Here is a 26,378-nt window from a genome sequence, read left to right as displayed (position 1 = left end):
CATGAAGCCTATGTCAGCCCACTGACAACGCCGCCGGTCCCCGCACGGCTCAGCTCTGACCGGTCCAGAAGGTCCACCAGCGGGTCAGGATCAGCATGCCGATGATCCCGATCCACAGGATCGGCGGCACCCAGTGGAACTCCATCAGCGCGCTGCGCAGGCCCTTGGGGGCCGGGAGGATCCGGTGCTTGATGTTGTGCGTGGTGACGTAGCAGAACATCACGATGGTGGCGACCCAGGCCAGGCAGCACCACAGGCACAGCGAGCCGATGTTGTACAGCGACTGGTACTGGAGCCAGGTGCAGAATCCGACCCCGAAGAGGGTGCCCGCGTTCAGGCCGAGCCAGAACCAGCGGCGGTAGCGCGCGCCGGCCAGCAGGCCCACGCCGATGGCGACGACCATCGCGTAAGTGACAAGGCCGAGCATCGGGTTGGGGAATCCGAAGGCCTCGGCCTGCTCACTCTTCATGATGTTGCCGCACGCGACAACGGGGTTGAGGCTGCAGCCCGGGGTGAAGTTCGGGTCCTCCAGCAGCTTGATCTTGTCGATCGTGATGACCCAGGAGGCAAGCAGCCCGGCCAGCCCCGTGATCACCAGCAGCAGGGCGAAGGGACGGCCACTGCCGGTCGCGCCCTGCGGGCCTTCCTGGACACCGTCGGAGGTGCGGTCGTCTACCGCTGCAGTCGTCATATCGCCGTTCCGTCGCTGAGTGGGCTGCCGGACAGGGCCATTCTGCCGCACGGCCGCCGGTGTCCACCGTTCGATGGACATAAGGACGTCCGCGCGCGCACCCCGCCGGTTCGGCTCCGGCAGGACCCGGACCGGCGCGAAGTGACGTTCCTGGGCGCCGGTCAGGCGCGGGAGGACTCGTACGGGACGGTCCGGAACCGGCGTGACCCGGCAGGACGAATCCGGGCTGACGAAGTTGACCGCACGAGCGGGTGTGCGAGCGGGCGTCGCGAATTGCCCAGCATCAGCACGTCCGTTGTCGTGGAGGGCCGGCGCCCGGTGGCCGTGCTGCTGGACTGCCGCTTCGGAGGACCGGGCGGGGCGATCGACAGGGGCCCGGCCGTCCTGACGGACGGCCGGGCCCCCGGATCTGCGGCACTCAGGCCAGGCGGCGCTGGATCTCCGCGGTGACCTCGTCCAGGGCGACCGGCACCTGCTCGCCCGTCTCCATGTCCTTGAGCTGGACCTGTCCGTCGGCCAGGTCCCGCTCGCCGGCGACGACGGTGTAGCGGGCGCCCGAGCGGTTGGCGTTCTTCATGGCGCCCTTGAGGCCCTTGCCGCCGTACGCGAAGTCCGCCGCGACCCCCGCCCTCCGCAGCTCGGTGACCGTAGCGAACAGGACGCGGCGCGCCTCCTCCCCGAGCGGCACCGCGTACACGCTGGTGGTGGCGGGCAGGTCGAGCTCGATGCCCTCGGCCTCCAGCGCGAGCACCGTGCGGTCCACGCCGAGCGCCCAGCCGACGGACGGCAGCGCGGGGCCGCCGATCATCTCGGACAGCCCGTCGTAGCGGCCGCCGCCGCCCACCGCGGACTGCGAGCCCAGACCGTCGTGGACGAACTCGAAGGTGGTGCGGGTGTAGTAGTCGAGGCCACGCACCAGTTTCTCGTCGTCCTCGTAGGCGACGCCCGCCTCGTTCAGCAGCTCGCGGACCTGCTCGTGGTACGCCTTGCAGGCGTCGCACAGGTAGTCGCGCAGCATCGGCGCGCCGGTGAGCTGCTTCTGCACCTCGGCGCGCTTGTCGTCGAGTACCCGCAGGGGGTTGATCTCGATGCGGCGGCGGGTGTCGTCGTCCAGGTCGAGATCACGCAGGAAGCCCTGGAGGGCCTCCCGGTAGACGGGTCGGCACTCCTTGTCGCCCAGCGAGTTCAGCAGGATGCGGAACTGGCGCAGGCCCAGCGAGCGGTAGGCCTGGTCGGCGAGGATGATCAGCTCGGCGTCGAGCGCCGGGTCCTCGGCGCCGATCGCCTCGGCGCCGACCTGCGAGAAGTGGCGGTAGCGGCCCTTCTGCGGGCGCTCGTAGCGGTAGTACGAGCCGGAGTACCAGAGCTTGACCGGCAGGTTGCCGCTCTTGTGCAGATTGGCTTCGAGGGCCGCGCGCAGCACGGAGGCGGTGCCTTCGGGGCGCAGCGCCAGTTTGTCGCCGCCCTTGGTCTCGAAGGCGTACATCTCCTTGGAGACGATGTCGGTGGACTCCCCGACACCGCGCGAGAAGAGCGCCACGTCCTCGAAGCCGGGCGTCTCGATGTAGCCGTAGCCGGAGTTCCGCAGCGGCGCGGCGATCGCCTCGCGCACCGCCAGGAATTTCGCGGAGTCCGGCGGGATGAGGTCGTACGTGCCCTTGGGGGCCTTGAAGGTGCTCACAGGAAGTCTCGTCACATTCCTCGTCGGGGAGCGGCGGCCAGCCCGTTCAGATACGGGTTGGTGGCGCGCTCGCGGCCGATGGTCGTCTGGGAGCCGTGGCCGGCCAGCACCACGGTCGAGTCGTCGAGCGGCAGGCACACGCGGGCCAGCGACTCGAGCATCTCGGCGTGGTCGCCGCCGGGCAGGTCGGTGCGTCCGACGGAGCCGGCGAACAGCAGGTCGCCCGAGAAGAAGACCGACGGGATGTCGGACCGCTCGGGCAGCCGGAAGGTCACCGACCCCTTGGTATGGCCGGGCGCGTGCGAGACGGTGAAGTCGAGGCCCGCCAGCTTCAGCTCCGCGCCGTCCGTCAGCTCCTTGACGTCGTCGGGCTCACCCACGGTCAGCTCGCCCATCAGCGGCATGCCGATCGAGCGGCCGAGAGCCTTCTCGGGGTCGCTCATCATGTACCGGTCGGCGGGGTGGATCCACGCCGGTACGTCGTGCGCTCCGCACACCGGGACGACCGAGGCGACGTGGTCGATGTGGCCGTGGGTGAGCACGACGGCGACGGGCTTGAGGCGATGCTTGGCGAGCGCTTCCTCGACTCCCGCGGTGGCCTGGTGGCCCGGGTCGATGATCACGCACTCCTCGCCTGCGGCGGGGGCGACCAGGTAACAGTTGGTCCCCCAGGCCCCGGCGGGGAACCCGGCAATAAGCACGATCGTCCTCAATATGTCGTCCGGCGGGAGATGCCGCTGTCGATTGCAGCAGATCAGAGCCTACCGGCGCCGCTCATCGCACAGCGAACCCATATACGGTACGGGCAAGCTCGGCTCGGCCGGACAGCAGTGCGGACAGCAGTGACAGACGAGACGTACGAGGAGATCACCGGTGGTCAGCAGCGATCAGCGGCGGCGCCAGCTCGCCCGGGAAAAGTTCGAACGCCAGCAGCAGCGCCGCGCCGAGGCCCGGCGCAATGCACGCCGCCGCAACGCCGTGATCGCATCGGCGCTCGCCGTGGTACTCGCGGCGGGGGCGACGGCGTTCGCGACGGGCGCTCTGGGAGGCGACGACAAGGACGACACCGTCGCCGACGCGACGCCCAGCTCCACGCCCTCGAAGGCGCCCGACCCGTGCGAGAAGCCCGCCCCCGGGTCCGTGAAGAAGCTGTCGTACAAGAAGGAGCCCGAACTCACCATCGACAAGTCGGCGTCGTACGCGATGAAGCTGCGGACCACCTGCGGTGACATCACGCTCGCGCTGGACGCGGCGAAGGCGCCGCGCACGGTGAACTCCTTCAACTTCCTCGCCTCCAAGGGCTACTTCGACCACACGAAGTGCCACCGGCTGACGACGAGCGGGATCTACGTCCTCCAGTGCGGCGACCCGACGGCGCAGGGCTCGGGCACGCCCGGCTACAAGCTGCCGGACGAGAATCTGAAGGACCCGAAGCTCAAGGGCGGCGTCTATCCGGCGGGCACGGTCGCGATGGCGAACGCGGGACCGGGGACCGGCGGCAGCCAGTTCTTCCTCGTCTACCAGGACAGCAAGTTGCCCGCCAACTACACACCGTTCGGAACCATCAAGGGTGGTCAGGACGTGTTGAAGAAGATCGCTGGGGCGGGTGAGGCAACCGGTCAGGGCGACGGGGCGCCCAATGCCACCGTCGTCATCGACAAGGCGACCGTGACCAAGTAAATCCGGAAGTGCGGGATGCGGACAGCCGCCCTGCCGTTCGCCTATGTTGGCGGTGTGCAGGGCGCCTGTGGCCCCGCGAAAGAAACTGTGGACGATGCCCGGGGGTGAACAGCCCCTCGCAGGCATCATGTGGAGGAGGCGCTGTGAGCAGCGACCCGTGGGGCCGTGTCGACGAGACCGGCACCGTGTACGTGCGTACGGCCGAGGGCGAGAAGGTCGTCGGTTCCTGGCAGGCGGGCTCTCCCGAGGAGGCCCTGGCCTACTTCGAGCGCAAGTACGAGGGCCTGGTTGTCGAGATCGGCCTCCTCGAGCGGCGGGTGAAGACCACCGATCTGTCGGCCAAGGACGCCCAGACCGCGATCGGCCATCTGCGTCAGCAGGTCGACGAGCACCACGCCGTCGGCGACCTGGACGCGCTGAGCAAGCGCCTCGACGCGCTGGTGGCGACGGTCGAGGCGCGCCGCGAGGAGCGCAGGGTCGAGAAGGCGAAGCAGACCGACGAGGCGAAGCACGCCAAGGAGGCGCTGGTCGTCGAGGCCGAGGAGCTGGCCCAGAGCGAGCAGTGGCGCTCCGCCGGCGAGCGGCTGCGGGCGCTCGTCGACATCTGGAAGGGCCTGCCGAGGCTCGACCGGAAGTCGGACGACGAACTGTGGCACCGCTTCTCGCACGCCCGCTCGGCGTTCTCCAAGCGGCGCAAGGCCCACTTCGCCTCGCTGGACGCCCAACGCGAGGAGGCCCGCAAGGCCAAGGAGAAGCTGGTCGCGGAGGCGGAGAGCCTTTCGGGCTCCACCGACTGGGCCGCGACGGCCGCGCGATACCGCGACCTGATGACCGAGTGGAAGGCCGCGGGCCGCGCCCAGCGCGAGGCCGAGGACGACCTGTGGAACCGCTTCCGCGGAGCGCAGGACGTCTTCTTCGCGGCGCGCAGCGAGGTGTTCGCCGAGCGCGACGCCGAGCAGGCAGAGAACCTCAAGCTCAAGGAGGAGCTCGCGACCGAGGCCGAGAAGCTGGTGCCGGTGAAGGACCTGAAGGCGGCCAGGGCCGCGTTCCGTTCCCTCAACGAGCGCTGGGAGGCCATCGGCCACGTGCCGCGCGACGCCCGCCCGAAGGTCGAGGGCCGGATGCACGCGGTGGAGCGGGCGCTCCACGAGACCGAGGAGAACGAGTGGCGTCGTACGAACCCCGAGGCGCGCGCCCGCGCCGCGGGTCTGACGGGCCAGCTCCAGGACGCGGTCGACAAGCTGCGCGGCCAGATCGACGCGGCGCGCGCGTCGGGCAACAACGCCAGGGCCGACAAGCTCGCCCGTGAGCTCGAGGGCCGGCAGGCGCTGCTGGACCAGGCGCTGAAGGGCCTGCAGGAGTTCGGCGGCTGACACCGCACGGTACGTACAACGAGGGCCCCGGTACGGATCTCCGTCCCGGGGCCCTCGTACGTACCCGCTACGGTCGGCGGGCCGAGGTGACGCGGTAGACGTCGTACACGCCCTCCACGCCGCGCACCGCCTTCAGGACGTGTCCCAGGTGCTTGGGGTCGCCCATCTCGAAGGTGAAGCGTGAGGTGGCCACCCGGTCACGGGACGTCTGGACGGCCGCGGACAGGATGTTGACGTGCTGGTCGGACAGGACGCGGGTGACGTCCGACAGAAGCCGGGACCGGTCCAGCGCCTCCACCTGGATGGCGACCAGGAAGACCGACGACTGGGTCGGGGCCCACTCGACGTCGAGAATGCGTTCCGGCTCCTTCGACAGCGAATCGACGTTGACGCAGTCGGCGCGGTGCACCGATACGCCGCTGCCGCGCGTGACGAACCCGATGATGGGGTCGCCGGGCACGGGCGTACAGCAGCGGGCGAGCTTGACCCACACGTCGTCGACGCCCTTGACCACGACGCCCGGGTCGGCGTTCGAGCGCCGCTTGCCGCGGCCGCGCGAGGGCGGCGCGCTCTCGGCGATGTCCTCGGTGGCGGCCTCCTCACCGCCGAGCGCCTGCACCAGCTTCTGGACGATGCTCTGCGCGGTGACGTGGCCCTCGCCGATGGCGGCGTACAGCGACGAGATGTCGCTGTAGCGCATCTCGTGCGCGAGCGTGACGAGGGAATCGCCGGTGAGGATGCGCTGGATCGGCAGGTTCTGCTTGCGCATGGCCCGCGCGATGGCGTCCTTGCCCTGCTCTATGGCCTCGTCACGGCGCTCCTTGGAGAACCACGCGCGGATCTTGTTGCGGGCGCGCGGCGACTTGACGAAGCCGAGCCAGTCGCGCGAGGGGCCCGCGCCGGCCGCCTTGGAGGTGAAGACCTCCACCAGGTCGCCGTTGTCGAGGGTCGATTCGAGCGGTACGAGCCGCCCGTTGACCCGCGCTCCTATCGTCCGGTGGCCGACCTCCGTGTGGACGGCGTACGCGAAGTCGACGGGTGTGGCCCCGGCCGGCAGCGCTATGACGTCGCCCTTGGGCGTGAAGACGAAGACCTCGTTGCGGGAGAGGTCGAAGCGCAGGGACTCCAGGAACTCGCTGGGGTCCTCGGTCTCCTTCTGCCAGTCCAGGAGCTGGCGCAGCCACGCCATGTCGTTGACGGTGTCCTGGCCTCGGCCGGTGTTCCTGGGTACGTCGGTACGCACCTTGGAGGCGCCGGCGACGGCTTCCTGCTTGTACTTCCAGTGCGCGGCGATGCCGTACTCGGCGCGGCGGTGCATGTCGAACGTGCGGATCTGGAGCTCGACGGGCTTGCCGCTGGGGCCGATGACCGTCGTGTGCAGCGACTGGTACATGTTGAACTTCGGCATCGCGATGTAGTCCTTGAACCGGCCGGGGACCGGGTTCCATCGCGCGTGCACGGTGCCGAGGGCGGCGTAACAGTCGCGGACCGTGTCGACCAGTACACGGATCCCCACCAGGTCGTAGATCTCCGCGAAGTCACGGCCGCGGACGATCATCTTCTGGTAGACGCTGTAGTAGTGCTTCGGCCGGCCGGTGACGGTGGCCTTGATGCGGGCGGCGCGCAGGTCGGACTGGACCTCGTCGGTCACTATGGCGAGGTACTCGTCGCGCTTGGGCGCGCGCTCGGCGACGAGCCGCACGATCTCGTCGTACATCTTGGGGTAGAGGATCGCGAAGGCGAGGTCCTCGAGCTCCCACTTGATGGTGTTCATGCCCAGGCGGTGGGCCAGGGGCGCGTAGATCTCGAGCGTCTCGCGGGCCTTCTTCTCCTGCTTCTCCCGCTTGAGATAACGCATGGTGCGCATGTTGTGCAGGCGGTCGGCGAGCTTGATGACCAGGACGCGCGGGTCCTTGGCCATGGCAACGACCATCTTGCGTACGGTCTCGGCCTGCGCGGCCTCGCCGAACTTGACCTTGTCGAGCTTGGTGACGCCGTCGACGAGCAGAGCGACCTGGTCGCCGAAGTCGCGTCGCAGGGTGTCCAGGCCGTACTCGGTGTCCTCGACGGTGTCGTGCAGCAGGCCCGCCATCAGGGTGGCCGGGTCCATGCCGAGCTCGGCGAGGATCGTGGTCACCGCGAGCGGGTGCGTGATGTACGGGTCGCCGCTCTTGCGCTTCTGGCCGCGGTGCCAGCGTTCGGCGACCTGGTAGGCGCGCTCGATCTGGCGCAGTGTCGACGTCTCGATCTTCGGGTCGTTGCTGCGTACGGCCCGCAGGAGCGGCTCGAGGACCGGGTTGTACGGGCTGGAGCGCTGTACGCCCAGCCGGGCGAGTCTGGCCCGTACGCGGTTGGACGAGCCGCTGCCGGTGCGCGGGGCGGAGCCCTGGGCCGGCTTGGGGGCGGACACGGGCGGCGTGGCGCCGGTGCCGGCCCGCTCGGGGGCGGTCTTCGGCTTGCCGGTGGGTTCGGGGTTCCTGGCCGCGTCGCTCTTGGCGGGGGCGTCGCTCGCGGGCGGGCCGCTCTTCGCGGGGGCGCCGGTGCCGACGGGGGCTCCGCTGCCGGCGGGCGGGCTGCTCTTCGCGGGCGTGGCCGACGGGCCCGGCGCGGGCGTGGCCGGGCCCGGCGCGGCCTTGGCGGCCTGCTGGTCGGGCTGCGCGGCTGCGGGGTCCCCCGGACGGGAGCTGGGGGAGAGTGGCTGGGCCTCGTCTGGCAAGAGCGCTCCTCGTGCGGGTCCGGGTCCCCCGGTCAGGCCCGGAAAGCCCATGGTAACGATGCCTGGCTTCCGGTTCGCCCCCGGCCTGATACCTGGGCCAACGCGAAAGGCGGGTCCCGGAATTCCTCCGGGCCCCGCCTCTCGCGTACAGCCGTGCTGGTCAGACCGTGATCAAGGCCTCCAGCGGAGCACCCTGGAGCGCCGGTTCCAGACGGCCGCGGCCGCCGAGGAATCCGAGCTCCATGAGGACCGCCACCCCGGCGACCTGCGCACCGGCCCGCCGGATGAGCTCCAGCGAGGCCTCGGCGGTGCCGCCGGTGGCGAGGACGTCGTCGATGACGATGACGCGGTCGCCGTCGGCCAGATCCTCGGCGTGGATCTCGATCTCGGCGGTACCGTACTCCAGCTCGTACGCCTGCTTCAGCGTCGCACCCGGCAGCTTCCCCGCCTTGCGTACGGGGATGAAGCCGAGGCCGGCGCGGACGGCGACCGGCGCGGCCAGGATGAAGCCGCGGGCCTCCAGACCGACGATCTTCGTGGCGCCGCAGCGTGCGCACAGCTCCGCGAGGGCGTCGGTCAGCGCCGTGAACGCCACCGGGTCCGCGAGCAGCGGCGTGATGTCCTTGAACATCACGCCCGGCTTCGGGTAGTCCGGTACGTCGCGGATGCGGCTGAGCAGGAGGTCCTGCGTGCTCGTCGTCATCGCCGCTTCCCCGACGGCTTCCCGCGGCCGGGGCGGCCACGGTCGGCCGGGCGCTGGCCGACGACCGCACCGGCCGGCGCGGCGTCGTCCGGGAACCGGTCCTCGGGCTCGCCGGAACCGGCGGTGTCGTCCGCCGACTCGCCGCGTGCCGCGGCGGACGCCCGCTTGGCGAGCACGCGCTTCTTCAGGGCCTTCATCTGCGGGTCGCGTTCCTTCAGGTCGGCGACGAGCGGAGTGGCGATGAAGATCGAGGAGTACGCACCGGCCGCCAGGCCGACGAAGAGCGAGAGCGAGATGTCGTTGAGCATGCCCGCGCCCAGCACACCGCCGCCGATGAACAGCAGACCCGCCACCGGGAGCAGCGCGACGACGGTGGTGTTGATGGAGCGCACCAGGGTGCCGTTGAGGCTGCGGTTGGCGATCTCGCTGTACGTCCAGCGCGTCTGCTTGGTGATGTCCTTCGACCCCTCCTTGAGACCGTCGAAGACGACGACGGTGTCGTAGAGGGAGTAACCAAGGATCGTCAGCAGGCCGATCACGGTGCCCGGTGTGACCTCGAAGCCCACCAGCGCGTACACGCCGACGGTGATCGTGAGGTCGTGGACCAGGGCGATCAGGGCCGCCAGGGCCATGCGCCACTCGAAGGCGATGGCGAGGTAGATGACCACCAGCACCATGAAGATCGCCAGGCCGGTCCAGGCCTTGTTGGCGATCTGCTCGCCCCAGCTGGGGCCGACCAGCTCGGAGGTGATGTCCTCCGCCTTGACGCCGAGGTCCTCGGCGAGCTCGTCCTTGACCGGGGTGGCGGTGGCGGTGTCCAGACCACTGATCTGGATGCGCATGCCACCGTTGCCGAGCTCCTGGACGATCGCCGCGTGCCCGGAGACCCTCTCGGCGTCCTCCTGCACCTGGGCGACGGAGACGCCTGTCTTGGCCGTCGTGAAGACGGCGCCGCCCTCGAACTCGATGCCCATGACCAGACCACGCACCGCCAGGCCGACGATGGCCGTGATGGTGATCAGGATCGAGAGGCCGTACCAGATCTTGCGCTTGCCGACGAAGTCGTAACCGACCTCACCGCGGTACAGGCGGGCGCCGAGACTGCCGAGTCGGGACATCTCAGGCCTCCTTCGGGTCGATGGGGGCGGAGACGCGACGGGTACGGCGCAGCGGAGGCTGTACGCCGAGCCGCTTCGGGTCCAGGCCGGACCACGGGTGGCCCTGGCCGAAGAACTTCGTACGCGCCAGCAGCGTCATCAGCGGCTTGGTGAAGAGGAACACCACGACCACGTCGAGCAGGGTCGTGAGGCCGAGGGTGAAGGCGAAGCCCTGCACCTTGCCGACGGTCACGAGGAACAGCACGGCGGCGGCGAGGAACGACACGAAGTCGGAGACCATGATCGTGCGCCGGGCGCGCGGCCAGGCACGCTCCACGGCGGGCTTGAGCGTACGGCCCTCGCGGATCTCGTCACGGATGCGTTCGAAGTACACGATGAACGAGTCCGCGGTGATGCCGATGGCAACGATCGCACCACACACCGCGGGGAGGTTCAGCGCGAAGCCGATGCCCGGGCCGAGCAGGGTCATGATCGTGTACGTCAGGATCGCCGAGACGATGAGGCTCACGATCGCGACGAACGCCAGGCCGCGGTAGTAGGCGAGCAGGTAGATGACTACCAGCGCGAGACCGATCGCACCGGCGATGAGGCCGGCCTTGAGCTGCTCGCCGCCGAGCGCGGAGGTGACCGTGGTGACGGTCTCCTCGCTGAAGGTGAGGGGCAGCGCACCGTACGACAGGATGTTGGCCAGGTCCTGGGCCGACTGCTGGGTGAAGCTTCCGGAGATCTCCGCGTTGGCGCTCAGGGTCGTGTTGACCGAGGGGGCCGAGACGACCTCGCCGTCGAGGACGATGGCGAACTGGTTCTGCGGGGGCTGCTGCTGCGAGAGCTTGCCGGTGATCTTCTGGAACTTCTTGGACCCACCGCTGGTGAAGTCCATGTTGACTTTCCAGCCGCCACCGCGCTGGGTGTCCAGCGAGGCACTGGCGTCGTCGACGTCCTTGCCGTTGACCTCGGCCGGACCCAGGATGTACTTCTCCCACTCACCCGCGTTGTTCTGGCCGCAGGCGACCATCGGATCCTCGGGCTTGACGCCCACGTTTGCCTGGACCCGCTCGGTCTTCTGGGCGCAGTCCAGCGCCGCGAACTTTTTCTCCAGCGCGGCGGTGGCGGGGTCGGCCGACGGCGTGGCCGACGGCTCGCCGCTCTTGTCCGGGTTCTTGGACGCGCTGCCCGTGGGGGTCGGGGTCGCGTCCTTCTTGAGACCGTCCGTCACGGCGCGGCCCTGCGTGGTGGCGCCGGCCGTCGGCGTCGCGGTCGGCGTGGTCTTGCCGTCCTTGCCGCCTGCCGAGGGCTTCGGGGAGGGGGTGGCGTCGGGCGTCGGGGTACCGGCCGTGTACGTCACCACCGGCCGGAAGTAGAGCTGAGCGGTGGTACCGACCTGCTTCCGGGCCTGCTTCTCGTCCGTCCCCTTGGGGATGTTGACGATGATGTTGTCTTTGCCCTGGGTCTGAACCTCGGCCTCGGAAACACCCAGACCATTGACGCGGCGGTCGATGATGCCGACCGCGGTGTCCATGTTGGTCTTGTTGATGGCGTTCGGCTTGCCGGGTTCCGGCTTGGCCTTCAGCGTGATGCTCGTGCCGCCGGCGAGGTCGATGCCCAGACGCGGCTTCAGCTCACCGGTCGCGAACATCCCGCTGGTGAGCGCGACCATGGCGATCACGATCAGAGCCAGGGCGCGCCCTGGCCTGCCCGGAGCCCCCGCGGGCCTGCGGCCCTTCTTCGGTGCTGCCACCTTCTCGTTTCTCCCTGTCCAACCGCCCCCGCGCCGGGTGAGCGCCAAGGCGGCCACGAAGTATGTGGGGCCCAGCCCCGCGGAAGTCGACACGATCCGGGGACCGTGGTGCGCCGATGGGCGCGCCGCGGTCCCCGTACGTGACTACTTCGCGTCGCTCTCGCCGTCGGTCTTCTTGTCCTTGGGCTCGTCGCCGGCCACGTCGTGCGCCTTCTCCGCCTCGACCGGCTCGTCGGTCTCGGCCTTCTTGCCGAGGTCGATGCGCGCCACATCGTCCGCGTCGGAGTCGGCGGACTCGGTCAGCGAGGAGGCGTCGTCCGGTACGACCGGAGCGTCGATCTTGAGGTCGCCTTCGCCGTGGACGATGCGGTTGTACTCCTCGTCCTCGAGGACGGCGCCAACGGAGTTCTTCGCGTAGACGGCGTGCACGCCCGGCGCGACCTCGAGGAGGATCGTGTCGTCGTGAACTTCCTTGACGGTGGCGTACATGCCCCCGATCGTCCGGACGCCGGTGCCGGGCTGCATTTCGTTGCGCATCTGCGCAGCCGCCTGCTGCTTCTTCTTGGCGGACCGGGTCATCAGGAACATGGCCCCGATGAGCACGATGAAGGGGAGAAGGGTCACGATATTCACGGGACGGAAATTCCTTCGCACGACCGCGCCGGGGAGCGGCCTGATCTACGGGGGTGGGCACGCCGACCCTGGAAGGGCGGCATCGGCGGAGTCTAAGCGAGTCCGCATCAATGGAACAACGCCCAGCATGGCACCGTGGTTCCTGACAGGGCGACCCTCCGCGCCGTCAGGTCCGTCACGTCCCGAAGAGACCCTGTTGTCCGTTTCCTCCGTTACCCTGCTGCGGCGGTACGAGTCCGAGGTGGGCCCAGGCGGCGGGCGTGGCCACCCGCCCCCTCGGCGTACGGGCCAGCAGGCCTTCCCGTACGAGGAAGGGCTCGGCCACCTCTTCGACCGTCTCCCGCTCCTCCCCCACCGCCACCGCCAGCGTGGACAGACCCACGGGGCCGCCGCCGAACAACTTGAGCAGGGCGCCGAGCACGGCCCGGTCGAGGCGGTCGAGGCCCCGGGCGTCGACCTCGTACACCTTGAGGGCCGCGGCGGCGATGCCGCGGTTGATGACACCGTCGGCCTTGACCTGGGCGTAGTCACGGACGCGACGCAGCAGGCGGTTCGCGATACGGGGAGTGCCGCGGGAGCGCCCGGCGATCTCCGCGGCCCCTTCCACGTCTATGTCCAGGTCGAGGAGGCGCGCGGAACGGTGGATGACCCGCTCCAGCTCGGCGGGCTCGTAGAACTCCATGTGCCCCGTGAAGCCGAAGCGGTCACGCAGCGGGGGCGGCAGCAGGCCGGCCCTGGTCGTGGCCCCGACGAGGGTGAACGGAGGAAGCTCCAGGGGGATGGCGGTGGCGCCCGGCCCCTTTCCGACGATGACGTCGACGCGGAAGTCCTCCATGGCCATGTAGAGCATCTCTTCGGCCGGGCGGGACATCCGGTGGATCTCGTCGAGGAAGAGAACCTCACCCTCCTGGAGGGAGGAGAGGATCGCGGCGAGGTCGCCGGCGTGCTGGATGGCGGGGCCCGAGGTGATGCGGATCGGGGCGTTCATCTCGGCCGCGATGATCATCGAGAGAGTCGTCTTGCCGAGGCCGGGCGCGCCGGACAGCAGCACGTGGTCGGCGGTGGCTCCGCGCGCACGGGCCGCCCGCAGGACCAGGTCGAGCTGCTCGCGGACCTTCTCCTGGCCCACGAACTCGTCGAGGTCCTTGGGGCGCAGCGCGGCCTCGACGGCCTGGTCCTCGCCGTCGGGGCCGGAGTCGACCAGCCGCTGGTCGATGTCGGGTCCGGTGTCGTCCCAGTTCATTTACGGATCTCTCGAATCAGCGGGCGCGGTTGAGGGTCTGGAGCGCGGCACGCAGCAACTGCGGCACCGGCGGCCGGCTGCCCCCGGCCAGGGCCGCCTCGGCCTGCGGGGCGACCGCCGCGACCGCCTCCTCGGCTTCGCGCGACGCGTAGCCGAGGCCGATGAGCGCGGCCTGGAGCTGCTCTCCCCAGGGCGCGGGGCCCGACGCGGCACGCTGGGCGCCGACGTGTCCGCCGGTGCCGAGCGGCTCGCCGAGGCGTCCCTTGAGCTCGAGAAGGAGCTTCTGGGCGCCCTTCTTGCCGATGCCGGGGACGGCGGTGAGCGCCTTCTCGTCGCCCGTGGAGACCGCCAGGCGCAGTGCGTCCGGCGAGTGCACGGCGAGCATGGCCTGGGCGAGCCGGGGGCCGACTCCGCTGGCGGTCTGGAGCAGCTCGAAGACGTGCCGCTCGTCGTCGTCCGCGAAGCCGTAGAGGGTCAGTGAGTCCTCCCGTACGACCAGGGAGGTCGCGAGCTTCGCGTCCTGGCCCATGCGGAGCGTCGACAGCGTGTTCGGCGTGCACTGCACGGCCATGCCGATGCCGCCGACCTCGATGACCGCCGTGGTGGGGGCGAGTGCGGCGACCGGGCCGCTGACGAACGCGATCATCGCGTGACCTTCCGTACGGGGATGCGGGGCAGGCGCGCCGCGGCGTGCGCCTGCTGGAGGCGGTTGACCGCGGGGGCGCGCCAGATGTGGCAAATGGCGAGCGCGAGGGCGTCGGCGGCGTCGGCCGGTTTCGGCGGGGCGTCCAGTCGCAGCAGCCGGGTCACCATCGCGCCGACCTGGTCCTTCTCGGCCCGGCCGTTGCCGGTGACCGCCGCTTTGACCTCACTGGGCGTATGCAGGGCGACGGGCAGCCCGCGACGGGCAGCGCAGAGCATCGCGACCGCGCTGGCCTGGGCGGTTCCCATGACCGTACGGACGTTGTGCTGGCTGAACACCCGCTCCACGGCCACGCATTCGGGCCGGTGCTCGTCGAGCCACTCCTCGATGCCGCGCTCGATGGCGACCAGCCGGTCCCCGAGCTCCGCGTCCGACGGCGTACGCACGACTCCGACCCCGAGCATCTTCAGGGGACGGCCCGCGACACCCTCGACGACGCCGACGCCGCACCGGGTCAGCCCCGGGTCCACGCCCAGTACGCGCATCGCGCCCCGCCCCCTCACGCCCTCGATCATCCGTTCCAGCGCTCCTGCCTGATCAGCACAGTAGCGGCTCGCTCTGACAACGCACGGACGGGCCGCCGGGAGCGTGTCCCGTCGGCCCGTCCTTGTACGACGTGCTGATCAGCCGTCAGGCGTCGACCTTCTCCATGACCTCGTCCGAGACGTCGAAGTTGGCGAAGACGTTCTGTACGTCGTCGCTGTCCTCCAGCGCGTCGATGAGCTTGAAGATCTTCCGCGCGCCTTCCTCGTCGAGCTCGACCTGCATGGTCGGGACGAAGTTGGCGTCCGCCGAGTCGTAGTCGATCCCGGCGTCCTGGAGCGCGGTGCGGACCGCGACCAGGTCGGTGGCCTCGCTCAGCACCTCGAAGGACTCACCGAGGTCGTTGACCTCCTCGGCGCCCGCGTCGAGCACCGCGCCGAGGACATCGTCCTCGGACAGCTCGCCCTTGGGGACGACCACGACGCCCTTGCGGTTGAAGAGGTACGAGACGGAGCCCGGGTCGGCCATCGAGCCGCCGTTGCGGGTCATGGCGACCCGCACGTCGGAGGCGGCACGGTTGCGGTTGTCGGTGAGGCACTCGATGAGCACCGCGACACCGTTGGGGCCGTAACCCTCGTACATGATGGTCTCGTAGTCGACGCCGCCCGCCTCGAGACCGCCGCCGCGCTTGACCGCGGAGTCGATGTTCTTGTTGGGGACGGAGCTCTTCTTCGCCTTCTGGATGGCGTCGAAGAGGGTCGGGTTGCCGTCGATGTCGGCGCCGCCGGTGCGCGCCGCGACCTCGATGTTCTTGATCAGCTTCGCGAAGAGCTTGCCGCGCTTGGCATCGATCACGGCCTTCTTGTGCTTCGTCGTAGCCCATTTAGAGTGGCCGGACATCCGCCTGTCTCCTTCGCGTCACCAAATACTGCTGCGTTCGGCAGAGATCCTACCGGGATCCCGTCAGCGTACGGCGCGCACCATCTCTGTGAAGAGCCGGTGCACCCGGTGGTCGCCCGTCAGTTCGGGGTGGAACGACGTGGCGAGGGCATTGCCCTGACGTACGGCGACGATGTGGCCGTCGTGCTCCGCGAGCACCTCGACCTGGGCGCCGACCGACTCCACCCACGGGGCGCGGATGAAGACTCCCTCGACGGGGCCGTCCTCGATGCCCGCGATCCCGACCTTCGCCTCGAACGACTCGTTCTGCCGTCCGAAGGCGTTGCGGCGCACGATCATGTCGATGCCGCCGAACGTCTCCTGGCCCGAGCGCGGGTCGAGGATCTTGTCGGCGAGCATGATCAGGCCGGCGCACGTGCCGTAGACGGGCATGCCGTCCTTGATCCGCTCGCGCAGCGGCTCCTGCATGCCGAAGAGGGCGGCCAGCTTGGACATGGTGGTGGACTCGCCACCGGGAATGACCAGGCCGTCGATCTCGGCGAGCTCCTCGGGGCGCCGGACCGGCCTGGCCGTGGCGTCCGCCACGGCCAGGGCGACCAGGTGCTCCCGTACATCGCCCTGGAGAGCCAGGACTCCGATCACGGGGTTGCTCGTCACAGGACTACCAGCCGCGGTTGGCGTAGCGCTCGGACTCGGGGAGGGTGTCGCAGTTGATGCCGACCATGGCCTCGCCGAGGTTGCGGGACGCGTCCGCGATGATCTTCGGGTCGTCGTAGAAGGTGGTGGCCTTCACGATCGCGGCGGCGCGGGCGGCCGGGTCGCCGGACTTGAAGATGCCGGAGCCGACGAAGACGCCCTCGGCGCCGAGCTGGCGCATCAGCGCGGCGTCGGCGGGGGTGGCGACGCCACCGGCGGAGAACAGCACCACCGGGAGCTTGCCGAGCTCGGCGACCTCCTTGACGATCTCGTACGGGGCGCGGAGCTCCTTCGCGGCGGCGTACAGCTCGTTGTTGTCGAAGCCGCGCAGCTTCGCGATCTCGTTCTTGATCTGGCGCAGGTGACGCACGGCCTCGACGACGTTGCCGGTGCCGGCCTCGCCCTTCGAGCGGATCATGGCCGCACCCTCGGCGATACGGCGCAGGGCCTCACCCAGGTTGGTGGCGCCGCAGACGAAGGGGGTGGTGAACGCCCACTTGTCGGAGTGGTTGACCTCGTCGGCCGGGGTCAGGACCTCGGACTCGTCGATGTAGTCGACGCCGAGGGACTGGAGGATCTGGGCCTCGACGAAGTGGCCGATGCGGGACTTGGCCATGACCGGGATCGAGACGGCCTCGATGATCTCTTCGATCATGTTCGGGTCGGACATCCGCGCCACGCCGCCGTCCTTGCGGATGTCGGCGGGCACGCGCTCCAGCGCCATGACGGCGACGGCGCCCGCGTCCTCGGCGATCTTCGCCTGCTCGGCGTTGACGACGTCCATGATCACGCCACCCTTGAGCTGCTCCGCCATGCCGCGCTTCACGCGCGCGGTGCCGGTCTCGGGGGCCTGGAAGTTGCTGGTGCTGGACACGGATGGACCTCACTCGAAGAAAAGAAGGCTTTGGCTCTCTCCGAGAGAACATGGCCCGACCAGTCCACTGCAAGGGCCAATGCTCAGCGGGTGGATCGTTTTGCTAGCTGCCGGGGCGGTCGGCCAGTGCCACAGGGGCCTCGTCGTCCATCTCGAACGCCAGGGGAAACGGGGCGTGGCCCGCCAGCCGGAACCAGCGCACCTTGCGGTGGCGGCGCAGTGCGCGAGCCGCGCGTACGGAGTCGTTGTGGAAGCGCCGGGCCATCGGCACGCGGCGTACGGCAGCCGCCAGTTCCCCGGCGGCCTCCTCGCCGCCGGGCGCCTCCTTGACGGCTTCGACCTGCGCCGCCTCCCCGAAGACCGCCCGCAGCGCCTGGCTGAGCTCGCTCTCCGCCACCTCCCGGTGGTCCTCCTCGGCCTGCCGCGCGGCGTGCGCGGCCTGGTACAGCAGGATCGAGGCGGCGGGGTCGAGCACTCCGGAGGTCGCGAGCTCCTGGGTGACCGAGGCTCGGCGCAGCAGCTGGGCGTCGAGCGCGGCGCGCGAAGCGTCGATACGGGCGTGCAGGCGGTCCAGCCGGCCCGCGGTCCAGCTGAGGTACAGCCCGATCGCGAAGAGGGCTACGACGATCCAGATGAGGGTTACGGTCACGGGCGGCAACGTTACCGGGGCCCCGAGCGGCGGGCCGCGGGCCCTGTCGGTCAGTCCCGGGCCAGCCCGAAGCGTGCCCGCAGCCCCGTGCGCTCGTCGGTGTCCACCGACGCCGCGCCGTCCGTCACGGTCTCGTACACCGACAGGATGTCCGCCGCCACCGTCGACCAGTCGAAGCGCCGTACGTGCGCGGAGCCCCGCAGCCGCAGCTCCACCAGCCGCTCCGGGTCGCCGAGCAGACGCACCGCCGCCGAGGCGAGCGCGTCCGCGTCCTCGTTGGCGAAGAGCTCGCCGGCCGATCCCTGGTCCAGTACCTGCGCGAACGCGTCGAGGTCGCTCGCCAGCACCGCCGCGCCCGCCGACATCGCCTCGACCAGGATGATGCCGAAGCTCTCGCCGCCGGTGTTGGGGGCGACGTACAGGTCGACACTGCGCAGCAGCCGTGCCTTGTCCTCGTCGCTGACCATCCCGAGGAATTCGACGCGGTCCCGCATGTCCTTCGGCAGGGAGGCCACCGCCTCGTCCTCGTCCCCCCGGCCCGCGACCAGCAGCCGCGTGTCCGGCCGCTCGGCCAGGATCTTCGGGAGGGCGCGCATCAGGACGGGCAGTCCCTTGCGCGGCTCGTCGATGCGGCCGATGAAGCCGATGGTCTGCCCCTGCCACTCCGGCTTCGCCTCCGCCTTAGCGAAGAAGTCGACGTCGACGCCGTTGGGGATGACGACCGCGTCCCCGCCGAGGTGCTCGACCAGCGTGCGCCGCGCGTACTCGCTCACCGCGATGCGCGCGCTGATCTTCTCGAGGGCGGGCTGGAGGATCGGGTACGCCGCGATCATGGCGCGCGACTTCGGGTTGGAGGTGTGGAAGGTGGCGACGATCGGCCCCTGCGCGGCCCAGCACGCCAGCAGCCCGAGCGAGGGGGAGGTCGGCTCATGGATGTGGATGACGTCGAACGTGCCGTCGTGCAGCCACCGCCGTACCCGCGCGGCGGAGAGGAATCCGAAGTTCAGGCGGGCGACCGAGCCGTTGTACGGCACCGGGACGGCCCGGCCGGCGGACACGACGTACGGCGGCAGCGGCGTCTCGTCGTCGGCGGGCGCAAGGACGGAGACCTCGTGCCCGAGGCGGATCAGGTGCTCGGCCAGGTCCCGGATGTGGAACTGGACGCCGCCGGGAACGTCCCAGGAGTAGGGGCAGACAATGCCGATTTTCACGAGCTCTCCTGATGCGGCTCGAGGTCGTCGAGCCACAGCCGTTGCAGCATGTGCCAGTCCTCCGGGTGTTCGGCGATACCGGTGGCGAAGGCGTCCGCCAGGGCCTGCGACATGACGGACGTCTTCTCGGCCCGGCTGCCGGTCTCCGGTACCTCGACGGGCGGGTGGACCCGACCCCGCATCACCGGCGAGTCGTCGTACCAAAGGGTCACGGGCAGCAGGAGCGCCCCGGTCTGCTGCGCCAGCAGCGCGGGGCCGCTGGGCATCCGCGCCGTGTCGCCGAAGAACTTCACCTCGGTGCCGGAGGCGGACAGGTCGCGGTCGGCGACCAGGCAGACGAGGCCGCCGGCCCGCAGCCGCCGCGCCAGGGTCCCGAAGGCGCTGCCGCCCTCGTGCGGCAGGACCTCCATGCCGAGGCCCTCCCGGTACGCGACGAACCGGTCGTACAGCGTTTCCGGCTTGAGCCGCTCGGCGACGGTGGTGAACGGTACTTCCAGTCCGGTGGTGACCCAGGCGCCCGCGAGGTCCCAGTTGGCCAGGTGCGGCAGCGCGAGGATGACGCCGCGCCCGGAGGCGAGGCCGTCGGTCAGACGCGCTAGGTCCTGGATCTCCACGCCGCCCCTGACGCGCTCCGCGCTCCACGCGGGCAGCCGGAAGGACTCCATCCAGTACCGCATGTACGAGCGCATGCCGGCCTTGGACAGCTCGGCGAGGCGCTCGGGGCCCGCGTCCGGGACGACCCGGGCGAGGTTGGCCTCCAGCCGCAGCACGCTCTTGCCGCGACGCTTCCACACGGTGTCGGCGATGGTGCGCCCGAGGGCCACGGAGACCGGCTCGGGCAGCTTCTTCACGGTGCCCCACCCGAGGCCGTACAGGGTGTCCGTCAGCCGTTCCCTGGCGCCGCTCACGACGTGGCCTCGCTCCCCGGCGCGGCGGCGTCCGCCTCGGCCGCTTCCCTGCGTACGGTCACGACCCGCTGCCCGAGCGTCACGAGACTGCCGACGGCCACGGCCCACAGGGCGACGGGCAGCAGTACGTCGATGCCGGGCACCCCGAAGTCGTGCAGTCCGGCGAGCCCGGCGGCGACCAGCGTGATGACGAGGCGTTCGGCGCGCTCCACCAGGCCGTTGACGGCCACGGGCAGCCCGATCGATTCGCCGCGGGCCTTGGTGTACGAGACGACCTGGCCGCTGGCGAGACAGAAGATGGCGACCGCGCACAGCACGTTGTCGTTGCCGGTGCCCGCGTACCAGAGGGCGATCCCGCCGAAGATCGCCGAGTCGGCGACCCGGTCCAGGGTCGAGTCAAGGAAGGCGCCCCAGCGGCTCGAGACCCCCGCCTGCCTCGCCATGTTCCCGTCGACGAGGTCGGAGAAGACGAAGAGCGTGATGACGATCGTGCCCCAGAAGAACTCTCCCCGGGGGAAGAAGACCAGCGCACCCGCCATCACTCCGGCCGTACCGATGAGCGTCACCGCGTCGGGACTCACCCCACGGCGGAGGAGAAACGCGGCGAACGGTGTGAGGACACGCGTAAAGAATGCACGCGCGTACTTGTTCAGCATGGCCTTCCCGAGGGTCGGTGGGCCGTGCGGCCCCTATGGCCACCGGCTGGCCCATCGTAGCGACGCCCGGGCCCGACCACTCCCGGGGCATCACCGGGCCGCCACAGGGCTCCTGCCGCCCCTCGATCGCGTACTACGTATGGACGTGCAGTGGCCCGAGTGGAAAGCTCGAATGACCGCGGGCGTCACTGGTGTCGCCTCGCCACTGCGGCTCCCACATGTCCGCGCCCCCTCTCCTCACCGTGCTCGAAATGGGAGGCAAGGATCATGGGCGAAAAGACGCAATCACACCCCGGGGCCGCCGGCAGGGCAGCGGCGGCCGACCGGCCCTCATCCATCCGGAACGTCGTGCTGGTCGGCCACAGCGGCTCGGGAAAGACCACGCTCGCCGAGGCCCTCGCGCTGGCGACGGGAGCGGTCAACCGGGCGGGCCGGGTCGAGGACGGCGCGACCGTCTCCGACTACGACGAGATCGAGCACCGGCAGCAACGGTCGGTGCAGCTGGCGCTGGTCCCCGTCGAATGGGGCGGCATAAAGATCAACCTGATCGACACTCCCGGATACGCCGACTTCGTCGGGGAGCTCAGGGCCGGTCTGCGGGCCGCGGACGCGGCCCTTTTCGTCGTCTCGGGCTCGGACGGCGTGGACGGCGCGACCCGGATGCTGTGGGACGAGTGCGCCGCGGTCGGCATGCCGCGGGCGATCGTCTTCACGCACCTCGAAGCGGCCAGGTCCGACTTCGACGAGATGACCCGGGTGTGCGCACAGACGTTCGGCGGCGACGATCCCGACGCCGTACTGCCGCTGTATCTGCCGCTGTACGGGCCCCCGGGACCGGACGGGCACGCTCCGGTCGAGGGGCTCGTCGGTCTGCTGTCCCAGCGGGTCTTCGACTACTCGTCCGGCGAGCGCAAGGAGTCACCGCCGGACGGCGAGCAGCTGCCCCGGATCGAGGCGGCCCGCAGCCGGCTGATCGAGGGGATCATCGCCGAGAGCGAGGACGAGACCCTCATGGACCGGTACCTCGCCGGCGAGGAGATCGACTACAAGACGCTCGTCGAAGACCTGGAACGGGCCGTGGCACGCGGCACCTTCCATCCGGTGCTCGCCGCCGCACCGGCGGCGGACGGAAACCGCGAGGGCATCGGCACGGTCGAGCTGCTGGAGCTGATCACCGGCGGCTTCCCGACGCCGGCCGAGCGCGAGGCGCCCGAGGTCACCACCCCGGAGGGCAGTCCGCGCCCGCCGGTCACCTGCGATCCCGACGGCCCGCTGGTCGCCGAGGTCGTCAGGACGGCGTCCGATCCGTACGTCGGGAGGGTCAGCCTCGTGCGGGTGTTCTCCGGCACGCTGCGGCCCGACGAGACCGTGCACGTGTCCGGGCACGGTCTCACGGACCGGGGCCACGAGGATCACGATGTGGACGAGCGGATCGGCGCCCTGACCTCGCCCTTCGGCAAGCACCAGCGCACCCTGAACCGCTGCATCGCGGGCGACATCGCCAGCGTCGGAAAGCTGCTGCGCGCCGAGACCGGAGACACCCTGTCCGCGAAGGACGACCCGCTGCTGATGGAACCGTGGCCGATGCCCGACCCGCTGCTGCCGCTCGCCATCCAGGCACACAGCAAGGCGGACGAGGACAAGCTCTCGCAGGGACTGGCCCGCCTGGTCGCCGAGGACCCGACCATGCGCCTGGAGCAGAACCAGGACACCCGCCAGCTGGTGCTGTGGTGCCTGGGCGAGGCCCACCGCGACGTGGCGCTGGAGCGGCTGCGCAGCCGCTACGGGGTGCGCGTGGACGTCGTACCGCACAAGGTGTCGCTGCGCGAGACGTTCGGCGCGCGGGCGGTCGGCCGGGGACGGCACGTGAAGCAGTCCGGCGGCCACGGCCAGTACGCGATCTGCGAGATCGAGGTGGACCCGCTGCCGCCGGGGAGCGGGATCGAGTTCGTCGACAAGGTCGTGGGCGGAGCAGTACCACGCCAGTTCATCCCTTCCGTGGAGAAGGGTGTACGCGCCCAGGCGGCGCGCGGGGTCGCCGCCGGCCACCCGCTGGTGGACGTACGCGTGACGCTGACCGACGGGAAGTCGCACTCGGTCGACTCCTCCGACGCGGCGTTCCAGACGGCGGGCGCGCTGGCGCTGCGGGAGGCCGCCGCCGAGGCGAGGATCCACCTCCTGGAACCGGTCACCGAGGTGGTGGTGCTGGTGCCCGACCAGTACGTGGGCCCGGTGATGAGCGACCTGTCGGGACGGCGGGGGCGGGTGGTCGGAACCGAGCAGGCCGGGCAGGGGCGCACGCTCGTACGGGCGGAAGTCCCGGAGATCGAGATCGGACGGTACGCCGTGGACCTGAGGTCGGTCTCGCACGGCACCGGGCGGTTCAGCCGCTCGTACGCCCGCCACGAACCGATGCCGCCCCAGCTGTCGGGCAAGATCCGCGAACAGGCGGAAAACGGTTCATAGTTGACATGCCGCCCGCCCAAATCGCCCGGCGGCGGGCGGCATTTCCCCGCCCCCTGGCGGGCAGGGTCACCCAGGGGTCATTCCCGGATACGCCGGATACGCTGGACGCTCCGGGGCGCCCCGGCTCAGAAGGTGTGCGGGGCAGGGCAGTTGGGAACAGGCCGCAGGAGCGGTTGCGTGCGGCGATGGGGGCAGCAGTGGCGGATGACGGGTTCGACTTCTCACCGGGGGCACAGGTTCCGCTCCAGGGCTCGGCGGGCCAGACTGCGGCGACGCAGGCGCTCGCCTCGGCGGCGTACCGCGACAGCCCGGTGACCGAGATCCTCAATGCCAACAGCGAATGGCACAAGTCCGACGTCAAGAAGGGCAAGCTGTCCCTCCTGGAGCCGAATCTGGGCGAGGCCTTCTCGCGCGCCGTACAGGTGCGCATGCTCGGCGGGGCCCGCAAGGCGCTCATCCAGTCGTTCGGCACCGAGCCGCAGACCGTCGTCGAGCACTGCCTCGCCGCGACCCGCATCCGCAAGGAGAGGGACGCGAAGCTCACCGGCATCATGGCGGTCTTCGGCCTGCTGTTCCTGCCGGGCCTGCTGATCTGGCTGGGCGTCTTCCAGCTGCGCCGTACGATCGCGGGCTCCAAGGACAAGCGGGCCGGCGCCCTCGCCACCGCCGCCCTGGTCGCCGTCGGCGGGCTCCTCGTGATCGTCCTCATCAAGCTGCCGTTCGGCGGCCTCTGGGCGATCTATCTGCGGGCGATGCTCGTCGCGCCCGTCGTCGGCTGGCTGTGGGCCAAGCAGATCAGCGAGTCCACGGCCAAGGACATGCGGACCCGATGGGAGAGCCTCCTGTCGGGCGGCGGCGTGGGCGCGAAGATCCCCGAAGCGGTACCGCGCGATCCCAACGAGTCGGCCGCCGAGCAGCTGCGCCAGTCGCTCGCCAAGCTGACCGCCGAGCAGTACAGCAACTCGGTCTTCTACGCGGGCCCCAAGGGGATACTCGGCATGGGCACCCGCTGGGGCAGCTGGCAGCTCGCCGAAGAGCTCGTCCCGCGCGACCCCGGCAAGGAGATCCACGGATTCCGCAGCTGGGACGTCGTACGCGTCATCCACGACCAGCTGCGCATGCTGGAGCGCGGACCGCTGCACACCGGCGGCTTCCCGAAGCCCTCCGTGCGGCACTGGGTCGTCGCGCCGATCGGCGAGAACGCGGACGAGGTGGCCAGGCCGGGCGGCCAGGACGTCGACGCGTTCCAGATCAAGGGCCACGAGATACAGCGGATCTGCAACGAGCAGCAGTTCGGCGCGGGAAACCGCCACTATCTGGGCGTTCAGTTCACGCTCTGGGACGGCCAGCTGGTCATCACCATGCTGATCACCGTCACCGTGCTGCACGAGACGCTGCGCATCGAGGTCACCGGCCACGCCCTGGGACCGGTCCACTCGCTCTTCACCACCAAGCCGAAGCCGAAGACGGTGACGGTCAGCAAGCCGGTCAGGTTCTGGGAGACCGTCGACAAGCAGCAGCCGCTCGTCGACGCCAACGAAGTGGTACGCCTGGCCGTCCGGGCACCCTTCACCTGGTTCCCGCCGGTCCTCGACTACTTCGGCGGCAAGATCGCGCTCCCCGAGCCGTTCGGCCTGCGGCACGCCTGGGCCGAGAAGCCCTGGCGGCACCGCTTCATGGCGGACGACGCGATGCGCGCGGCCACGCCCGTACTGCGCGTCGTCCACGCGGCGGCCATCCGCGTGCTCGACGACCACGGCGTGGACACCGACCGCTTCAGCAACCGCTCCCTGATCCTCAGCGGCCTGATCCAGGACGCGGCACCGAGGAGGGCCGACGTGTACGACGCGTGACGCGCACGGCGGGGGCGCCCGTGGGTCAGGCGGCCGGCCAGGCGTCGGCCAGCATCTTGCGGGTGTCCCCCAGCAGCTGCGGCAGCACCTTGGTGTGCCCCACGACCGGCATGAAGTTCGTGTCCCCGCCCCAGCGCGGCACGACGTGCTGGTGCAGGTGCGCCGCGATGCCCGCTCCCGCGACCGCGCCCTGGTTCATCCCGATGTTGAACCCCTGCGCCCCGGAGGCCGTGCGCAGCGCCGTCATCGCCCGCTTGGTGAAGGAACCCAGCTCGGCGGTCTCGGCGTCGTCGAGGTCCGTGTAGTCGGCGACGTGGCGGTACGGGACGACCATCAGGTGACCGCCGTTGTACGGGTAGAGATTCAGCACCGCGTACACCTGCTGACCACGTGCCACGACCAGCCCGTCCTCGTCCGACTTCGCCGGAATCGAGCAGAACGGGCAGCCGTCCTCGGACCCCGGACCGGTCGGCTTGTTCTCCCCCTGGATGTACGCCATCCGGTGGGGCGTCCACAGGCGCTGGAACGCGTCCGGCGTCCCCACTCCGATCTGCTGCTCCGGCTCAGTCGTCATGGAGTGCAGCATATGACTTGGTGCCCGCCGAACGTGTCGCCGGGGCAAGGCCGACGGCCTGCCCGCCATGCTGGGGCGATGCACGCCGATCACGACAGTCCGGTGCGGCGCTGGGAGCAGCGGAGCGAGATCCCGCTCCTCGCCGCGTCCCTGCTCTTCCTCGCCGCGTACGCGGTCCAGGTGCTGGCCCACGGCCTGCCCACGGCCTGGCGGGAAGCGTGCCTCGGGGTGATCGTGGCGCTGTGGGGCCTGTTCGCCGCCGACTACGCGGTGCGGTGGCGGCTGACGGGGCGGCGCCTGGGCTTCGTGCGTGCGCACTGGCTGGACACCGTGGTCCTGCTGATGCCGCTGTTGCGCCCGCTGCGCATGGTGCGGGTCTACACGGCGGTGCAGCGCCGACGCGACGAGCCGCGGCTGAGCCTGCACGCACGCGTGATCACGTACGCGGGACTTTCGGCGGTCCTGCTGGGGTTCACCGGCGCGCTCGCCGTCTACCAGCAGGAACACGCAGCCCCGGGCGCCACGATCCGTACCTTCGGGGACGCCTTGTGGTGGGTCTCCTCGACGCTGACGACGGTCGGGTACGGCGATGTGACACCGGTGACCTGGGGCGGGCGGGTCATCGCGGTCGGCATGATGGCGTGCGGGCTGGCGCTGCTCGGCGCGGTGACGGGTTCGTTCTCGTCCTGGCTGATCCAGACGTTCCGGCGCGAGGACGAGCACGAGGCCGCGCACGACGCCACGCACGGGGACAGGCACGGCAACGCCGAAGGGCCTCCGGCGGGCTGAGCGCGCCCGCCGGAGGCCCTTCGCGACGTACTGCCGACGC

At 70.3% G+C, this 26,378-nt stretch carries 24 protein-coding genes; 5 read left to right on the top strand and 19 right to left on the bottom strand.

All coding sequences use genetic code 11. The features are described from left to right. Positions 1-49 precede the first annotated feature (49 nt). From ACWIHY_RS09505 to ACWIHY_RS09495, 3 genes are all read right to left on the bottom strand, one after another. Positions 50-691, bottom strand: coding sequence for a vitamin K epoxide reductase family protein (locus ACWIHY_RS09505; protein WP_454375044.1), 642 nt, complete (start codon positions 689-691; stop codon positions 50-52). Between the two features lie 418 nt (positions 692-1,109). Further along, complete coding sequence (hisS, locus tag ACWIHY_RS09500) at positions 1,110-2,372, bottom strand: histidine--tRNA ligase (protein WP_454375043.1); 1,263 nt, start codon at positions 2,370-2,372, stop codon at positions 1,110-1,112. An 11-nt stretch (positions 2,373-2,383) separates the two neighbouring features. Then, positions 2,384-3,073: an MBL fold metallo-hydrolase gene (locus tag ACWIHY_RS09495; protein WP_454375042.1), complete on the bottom strand. Its 690-nt coding sequence runs from the start codon at positions 3,071-3,073 to the stop codon at positions 2,384-2,386. Between the two features lie 172 nt (positions 3,074-3,245). Between ACWIHY_RS09495 and ACWIHY_RS09490 the strand changes: the two genes are divergently transcribed. Further along, positions 3,246-4,052, top strand: a complete 807-nt coding sequence (locus ACWIHY_RS09490) for a peptidylprolyl isomerase (protein ID WP_454375041.1) — start codon at positions 3,246-3,248, stop codon at positions 4,050-4,052. Between the two features lie 143 nt (positions 4,053-4,195). Beyond that, positions 4,196-5,425 carry a DUF349 domain-containing protein gene (locus tag ACWIHY_RS09485; protein ID WP_454375040.1) on the top strand — a complete coding sequence of 410 codons (1,230 nt, stop codon included), beginning with the start codon at positions 4,196-4,198 and terminating at the stop codon, positions 5,423-5,425. A 67-nt stretch (positions 5,426-5,492) separates the two neighbouring features. Here the strand turns inward: ACWIHY_RS09485 and ACWIHY_RS09480 are convergent, their stop codons facing one another. From ACWIHY_RS09480 to pgsA, 15 genes are all read right to left on the bottom strand, one after another. Continuing rightward, positions 5,493-8,141, bottom strand: a complete 2,649-nt coding sequence (locus ACWIHY_RS09480) for a RelA/SpoT family protein (RefSeq protein ID WP_454375039.1) — start codon at positions 8,139-8,141, stop codon at positions 5,493-5,495. A gap of 160 nt (positions 8,142-8,301) precedes the next feature. Then, positions 8,302-8,844: an adenine phosphoribosyltransferase gene (locus tag ACWIHY_RS09475; protein WP_454375038.1), complete on the bottom strand. Its 543-nt coding sequence runs from the start codon at positions 8,842-8,844 to the stop codon at positions 8,302-8,304. After that, entirely contained in the window at positions 8,841-9,962 is a 1,122-nt protein-coding gene (gene secF, locus ACWIHY_RS09470) for a protein translocase subunit SecF (RefSeq protein ID WP_454375037.1), read from the bottom strand. The genes ACWIHY_RS09475 and secF overlap by 4 nt, the downstream gene beginning before the upstream one ends. Before the next feature lies 1 nt (position 9,963). Beyond that, positions 9,964-11,700 carry a protein translocase subunit SecD gene (gene secD, locus ACWIHY_RS09465; protein ID WP_454375036.1) on the bottom strand — a complete coding sequence of 579 codons (1,737 nt, stop codon included), beginning with the start codon at positions 11,698-11,700 and terminating at the stop codon, positions 9,964-9,966. Positions 11,701-11,844: 144 nt separating this feature from the next. Then, positions 11,845-12,333, bottom strand: coding sequence for a preprotein translocase subunit YajC (gene yajC / locus ACWIHY_RS09460; protein ID WP_454375035.1), 489 nt, complete (start codon positions 12,331-12,333; stop codon positions 11,845-11,847). Between the two features lie 175 nt (positions 12,334-12,508). Next, positions 12,509-13,576, bottom strand: coding sequence for a Holliday junction branch migration DNA helicase RuvB (gene ruvB, locus ACWIHY_RS09455; protein ID WP_454375034.1), 1,068 nt, complete (start codon positions 13,574-13,576; stop codon positions 12,509-12,511). A 16-nt stretch (positions 13,577-13,592) separates the two neighbouring features. Then, entirely contained in the window at positions 13,593-14,222 is a 630-nt protein-coding gene (gene ruvA, locus ACWIHY_RS09450; RefSeq protein ID WP_454375033.1) for a Holliday junction branch migration protein RuvA, read from the bottom strand. Beyond that, a complete protein-coding gene (gene ruvC, locus ACWIHY_RS09445) occupies positions 14,219-14,764 on the bottom strand; it encodes a crossover junction endodeoxyribonuclease RuvC (protein WP_454375130.1) in 546 nt (181 codons plus the stop codon). The genes ruvA and ruvC overlap by 4 nt, the downstream gene beginning before the upstream one ends. Positions 14,765-14,909: 145 nt before the next feature. Beyond that, positions 14,910-15,662 carry a YebC/PmpR family DNA-binding transcriptional regulator gene (locus ACWIHY_RS09440; RefSeq protein WP_138894460.1) on the bottom strand — a complete coding sequence of 251 codons (753 nt, stop codon included), beginning with the start codon at positions 15,660-15,662 and terminating at the stop codon, positions 14,910-14,912. Between the two features lie 63 nt (positions 15,663-15,725). Next, entirely contained in the window at positions 15,726-16,319 is a 594-nt protein-coding gene (pdxT, locus tag ACWIHY_RS09435; protein WP_454375032.1) for a pyridoxal 5'-phosphate synthase glutaminase subunit PdxT, read from the bottom strand. 4 nt (positions 16,320-16,323) lie between these two features. After that, on the bottom strand, positions 16,324-17,232 hold the full coding sequence (gene pdxS, locus ACWIHY_RS09430; protein ID WP_454375031.1) for a pyridoxal 5'-phosphate synthase lyase subunit PdxS: 909 nt from the start codon (positions 17,230-17,232) through the stop codon (positions 16,324-16,326). A gap of 103 nt (positions 17,233-17,335) precedes the next feature. Further along, entirely contained in the window at positions 17,336-17,881 is a 546-nt protein-coding gene (locus ACWIHY_RS09425; protein WP_454375030.1) for a hypothetical protein, read from the bottom strand. 50 nt (positions 17,882-17,931) lie between these two features. Beyond that, positions 17,932-19,092 (bottom strand): glycosyltransferase family 4 protein, encoded by a 1,161-nt coding sequence (locus tag ACWIHY_RS09420; protein ID WP_454375029.1) that lies wholly within the window; start codon positions 19,090-19,092, stop codon positions 17,932-17,934. Continuing rightward, positions 19,089-20,000, bottom strand: coding sequence for a phosphatidylinositol mannoside acyltransferase (locus ACWIHY_RS09415; RefSeq protein ID WP_454375028.1), 912 nt, complete (start codon positions 19,998-20,000; stop codon positions 19,089-19,091). The genes ACWIHY_RS09420 and ACWIHY_RS09415 overlap by 4 nt, the downstream gene beginning before the upstream one ends. Then, on the bottom strand, positions 19,997-20,656 hold the full coding sequence (gene pgsA / locus ACWIHY_RS09410) for a phosphatidylinositol phosphate synthase (RefSeq protein ID WP_454375027.1): 660 nt from the start codon (positions 20,654-20,656) through the stop codon (positions 19,997-19,999). Before pgsA ends, ACWIHY_RS09415 begins: the two co-directional genes overlap by 4 nt. Before the next feature lie 267 nt (positions 20,657-20,923). On the opposite strand from pgsA, the gene ACWIHY_RS09405 reads away from it, so the two are divergent. Continuing rightward, a complete protein-coding gene (locus ACWIHY_RS09405; RefSeq protein WP_454375026.1) occupies positions 20,924-23,122 on the top strand; it encodes an elongation factor G-like protein EF-G2 in 2,199 nt (732 codons plus the stop codon). Between the two features lie 185 nt (positions 23,123-23,307). Then, the gene (locus ACWIHY_RS09400) at positions 23,308-24,975 is read left to right on the top strand and encodes a hypothetical protein (protein WP_454375025.1); all 1,668 of its coding nucleotides are present in this window, start codon (positions 23,308-23,310) and stop codon (positions 24,973-24,975) included. Positions 24,976-25,000: 25 nt separating this feature from the next. On the opposite strand, the gene ACWIHY_RS09395 is transcribed toward ACWIHY_RS09400, so the two are convergent. After that, the gene (locus tag ACWIHY_RS09395; protein ID WP_454375024.1) at positions 25,001-25,561 is read right to left on the bottom strand and encodes an HIT family protein; all 561 of its coding nucleotides are present in this window, start codon (positions 25,559-25,561) and stop codon (positions 25,001-25,003) included. Between the two features lie 66 nt (positions 25,562-25,627). On the opposite strand from ACWIHY_RS09395, the gene ACWIHY_RS09390 reads away from it, so the two are divergent. Beyond that, on the top strand, positions 25,628-26,338 hold the full coding sequence (locus ACWIHY_RS09390) for a potassium channel family protein (protein ID WP_454375023.1): 711 nt from the start codon (positions 25,628-25,630) through the stop codon (positions 26,336-26,338). Positions 26,339-26,378 lie beyond the last annotated feature (40 nt).

Source organism: Streptomyces sp. NPDC055287 (assembly GCF_053646035.1).
The sequence above is the reverse complement of the archived record's forward strand: the minus strand, read 5'-3'. Positions and strand labels throughout refer to the sequence as shown.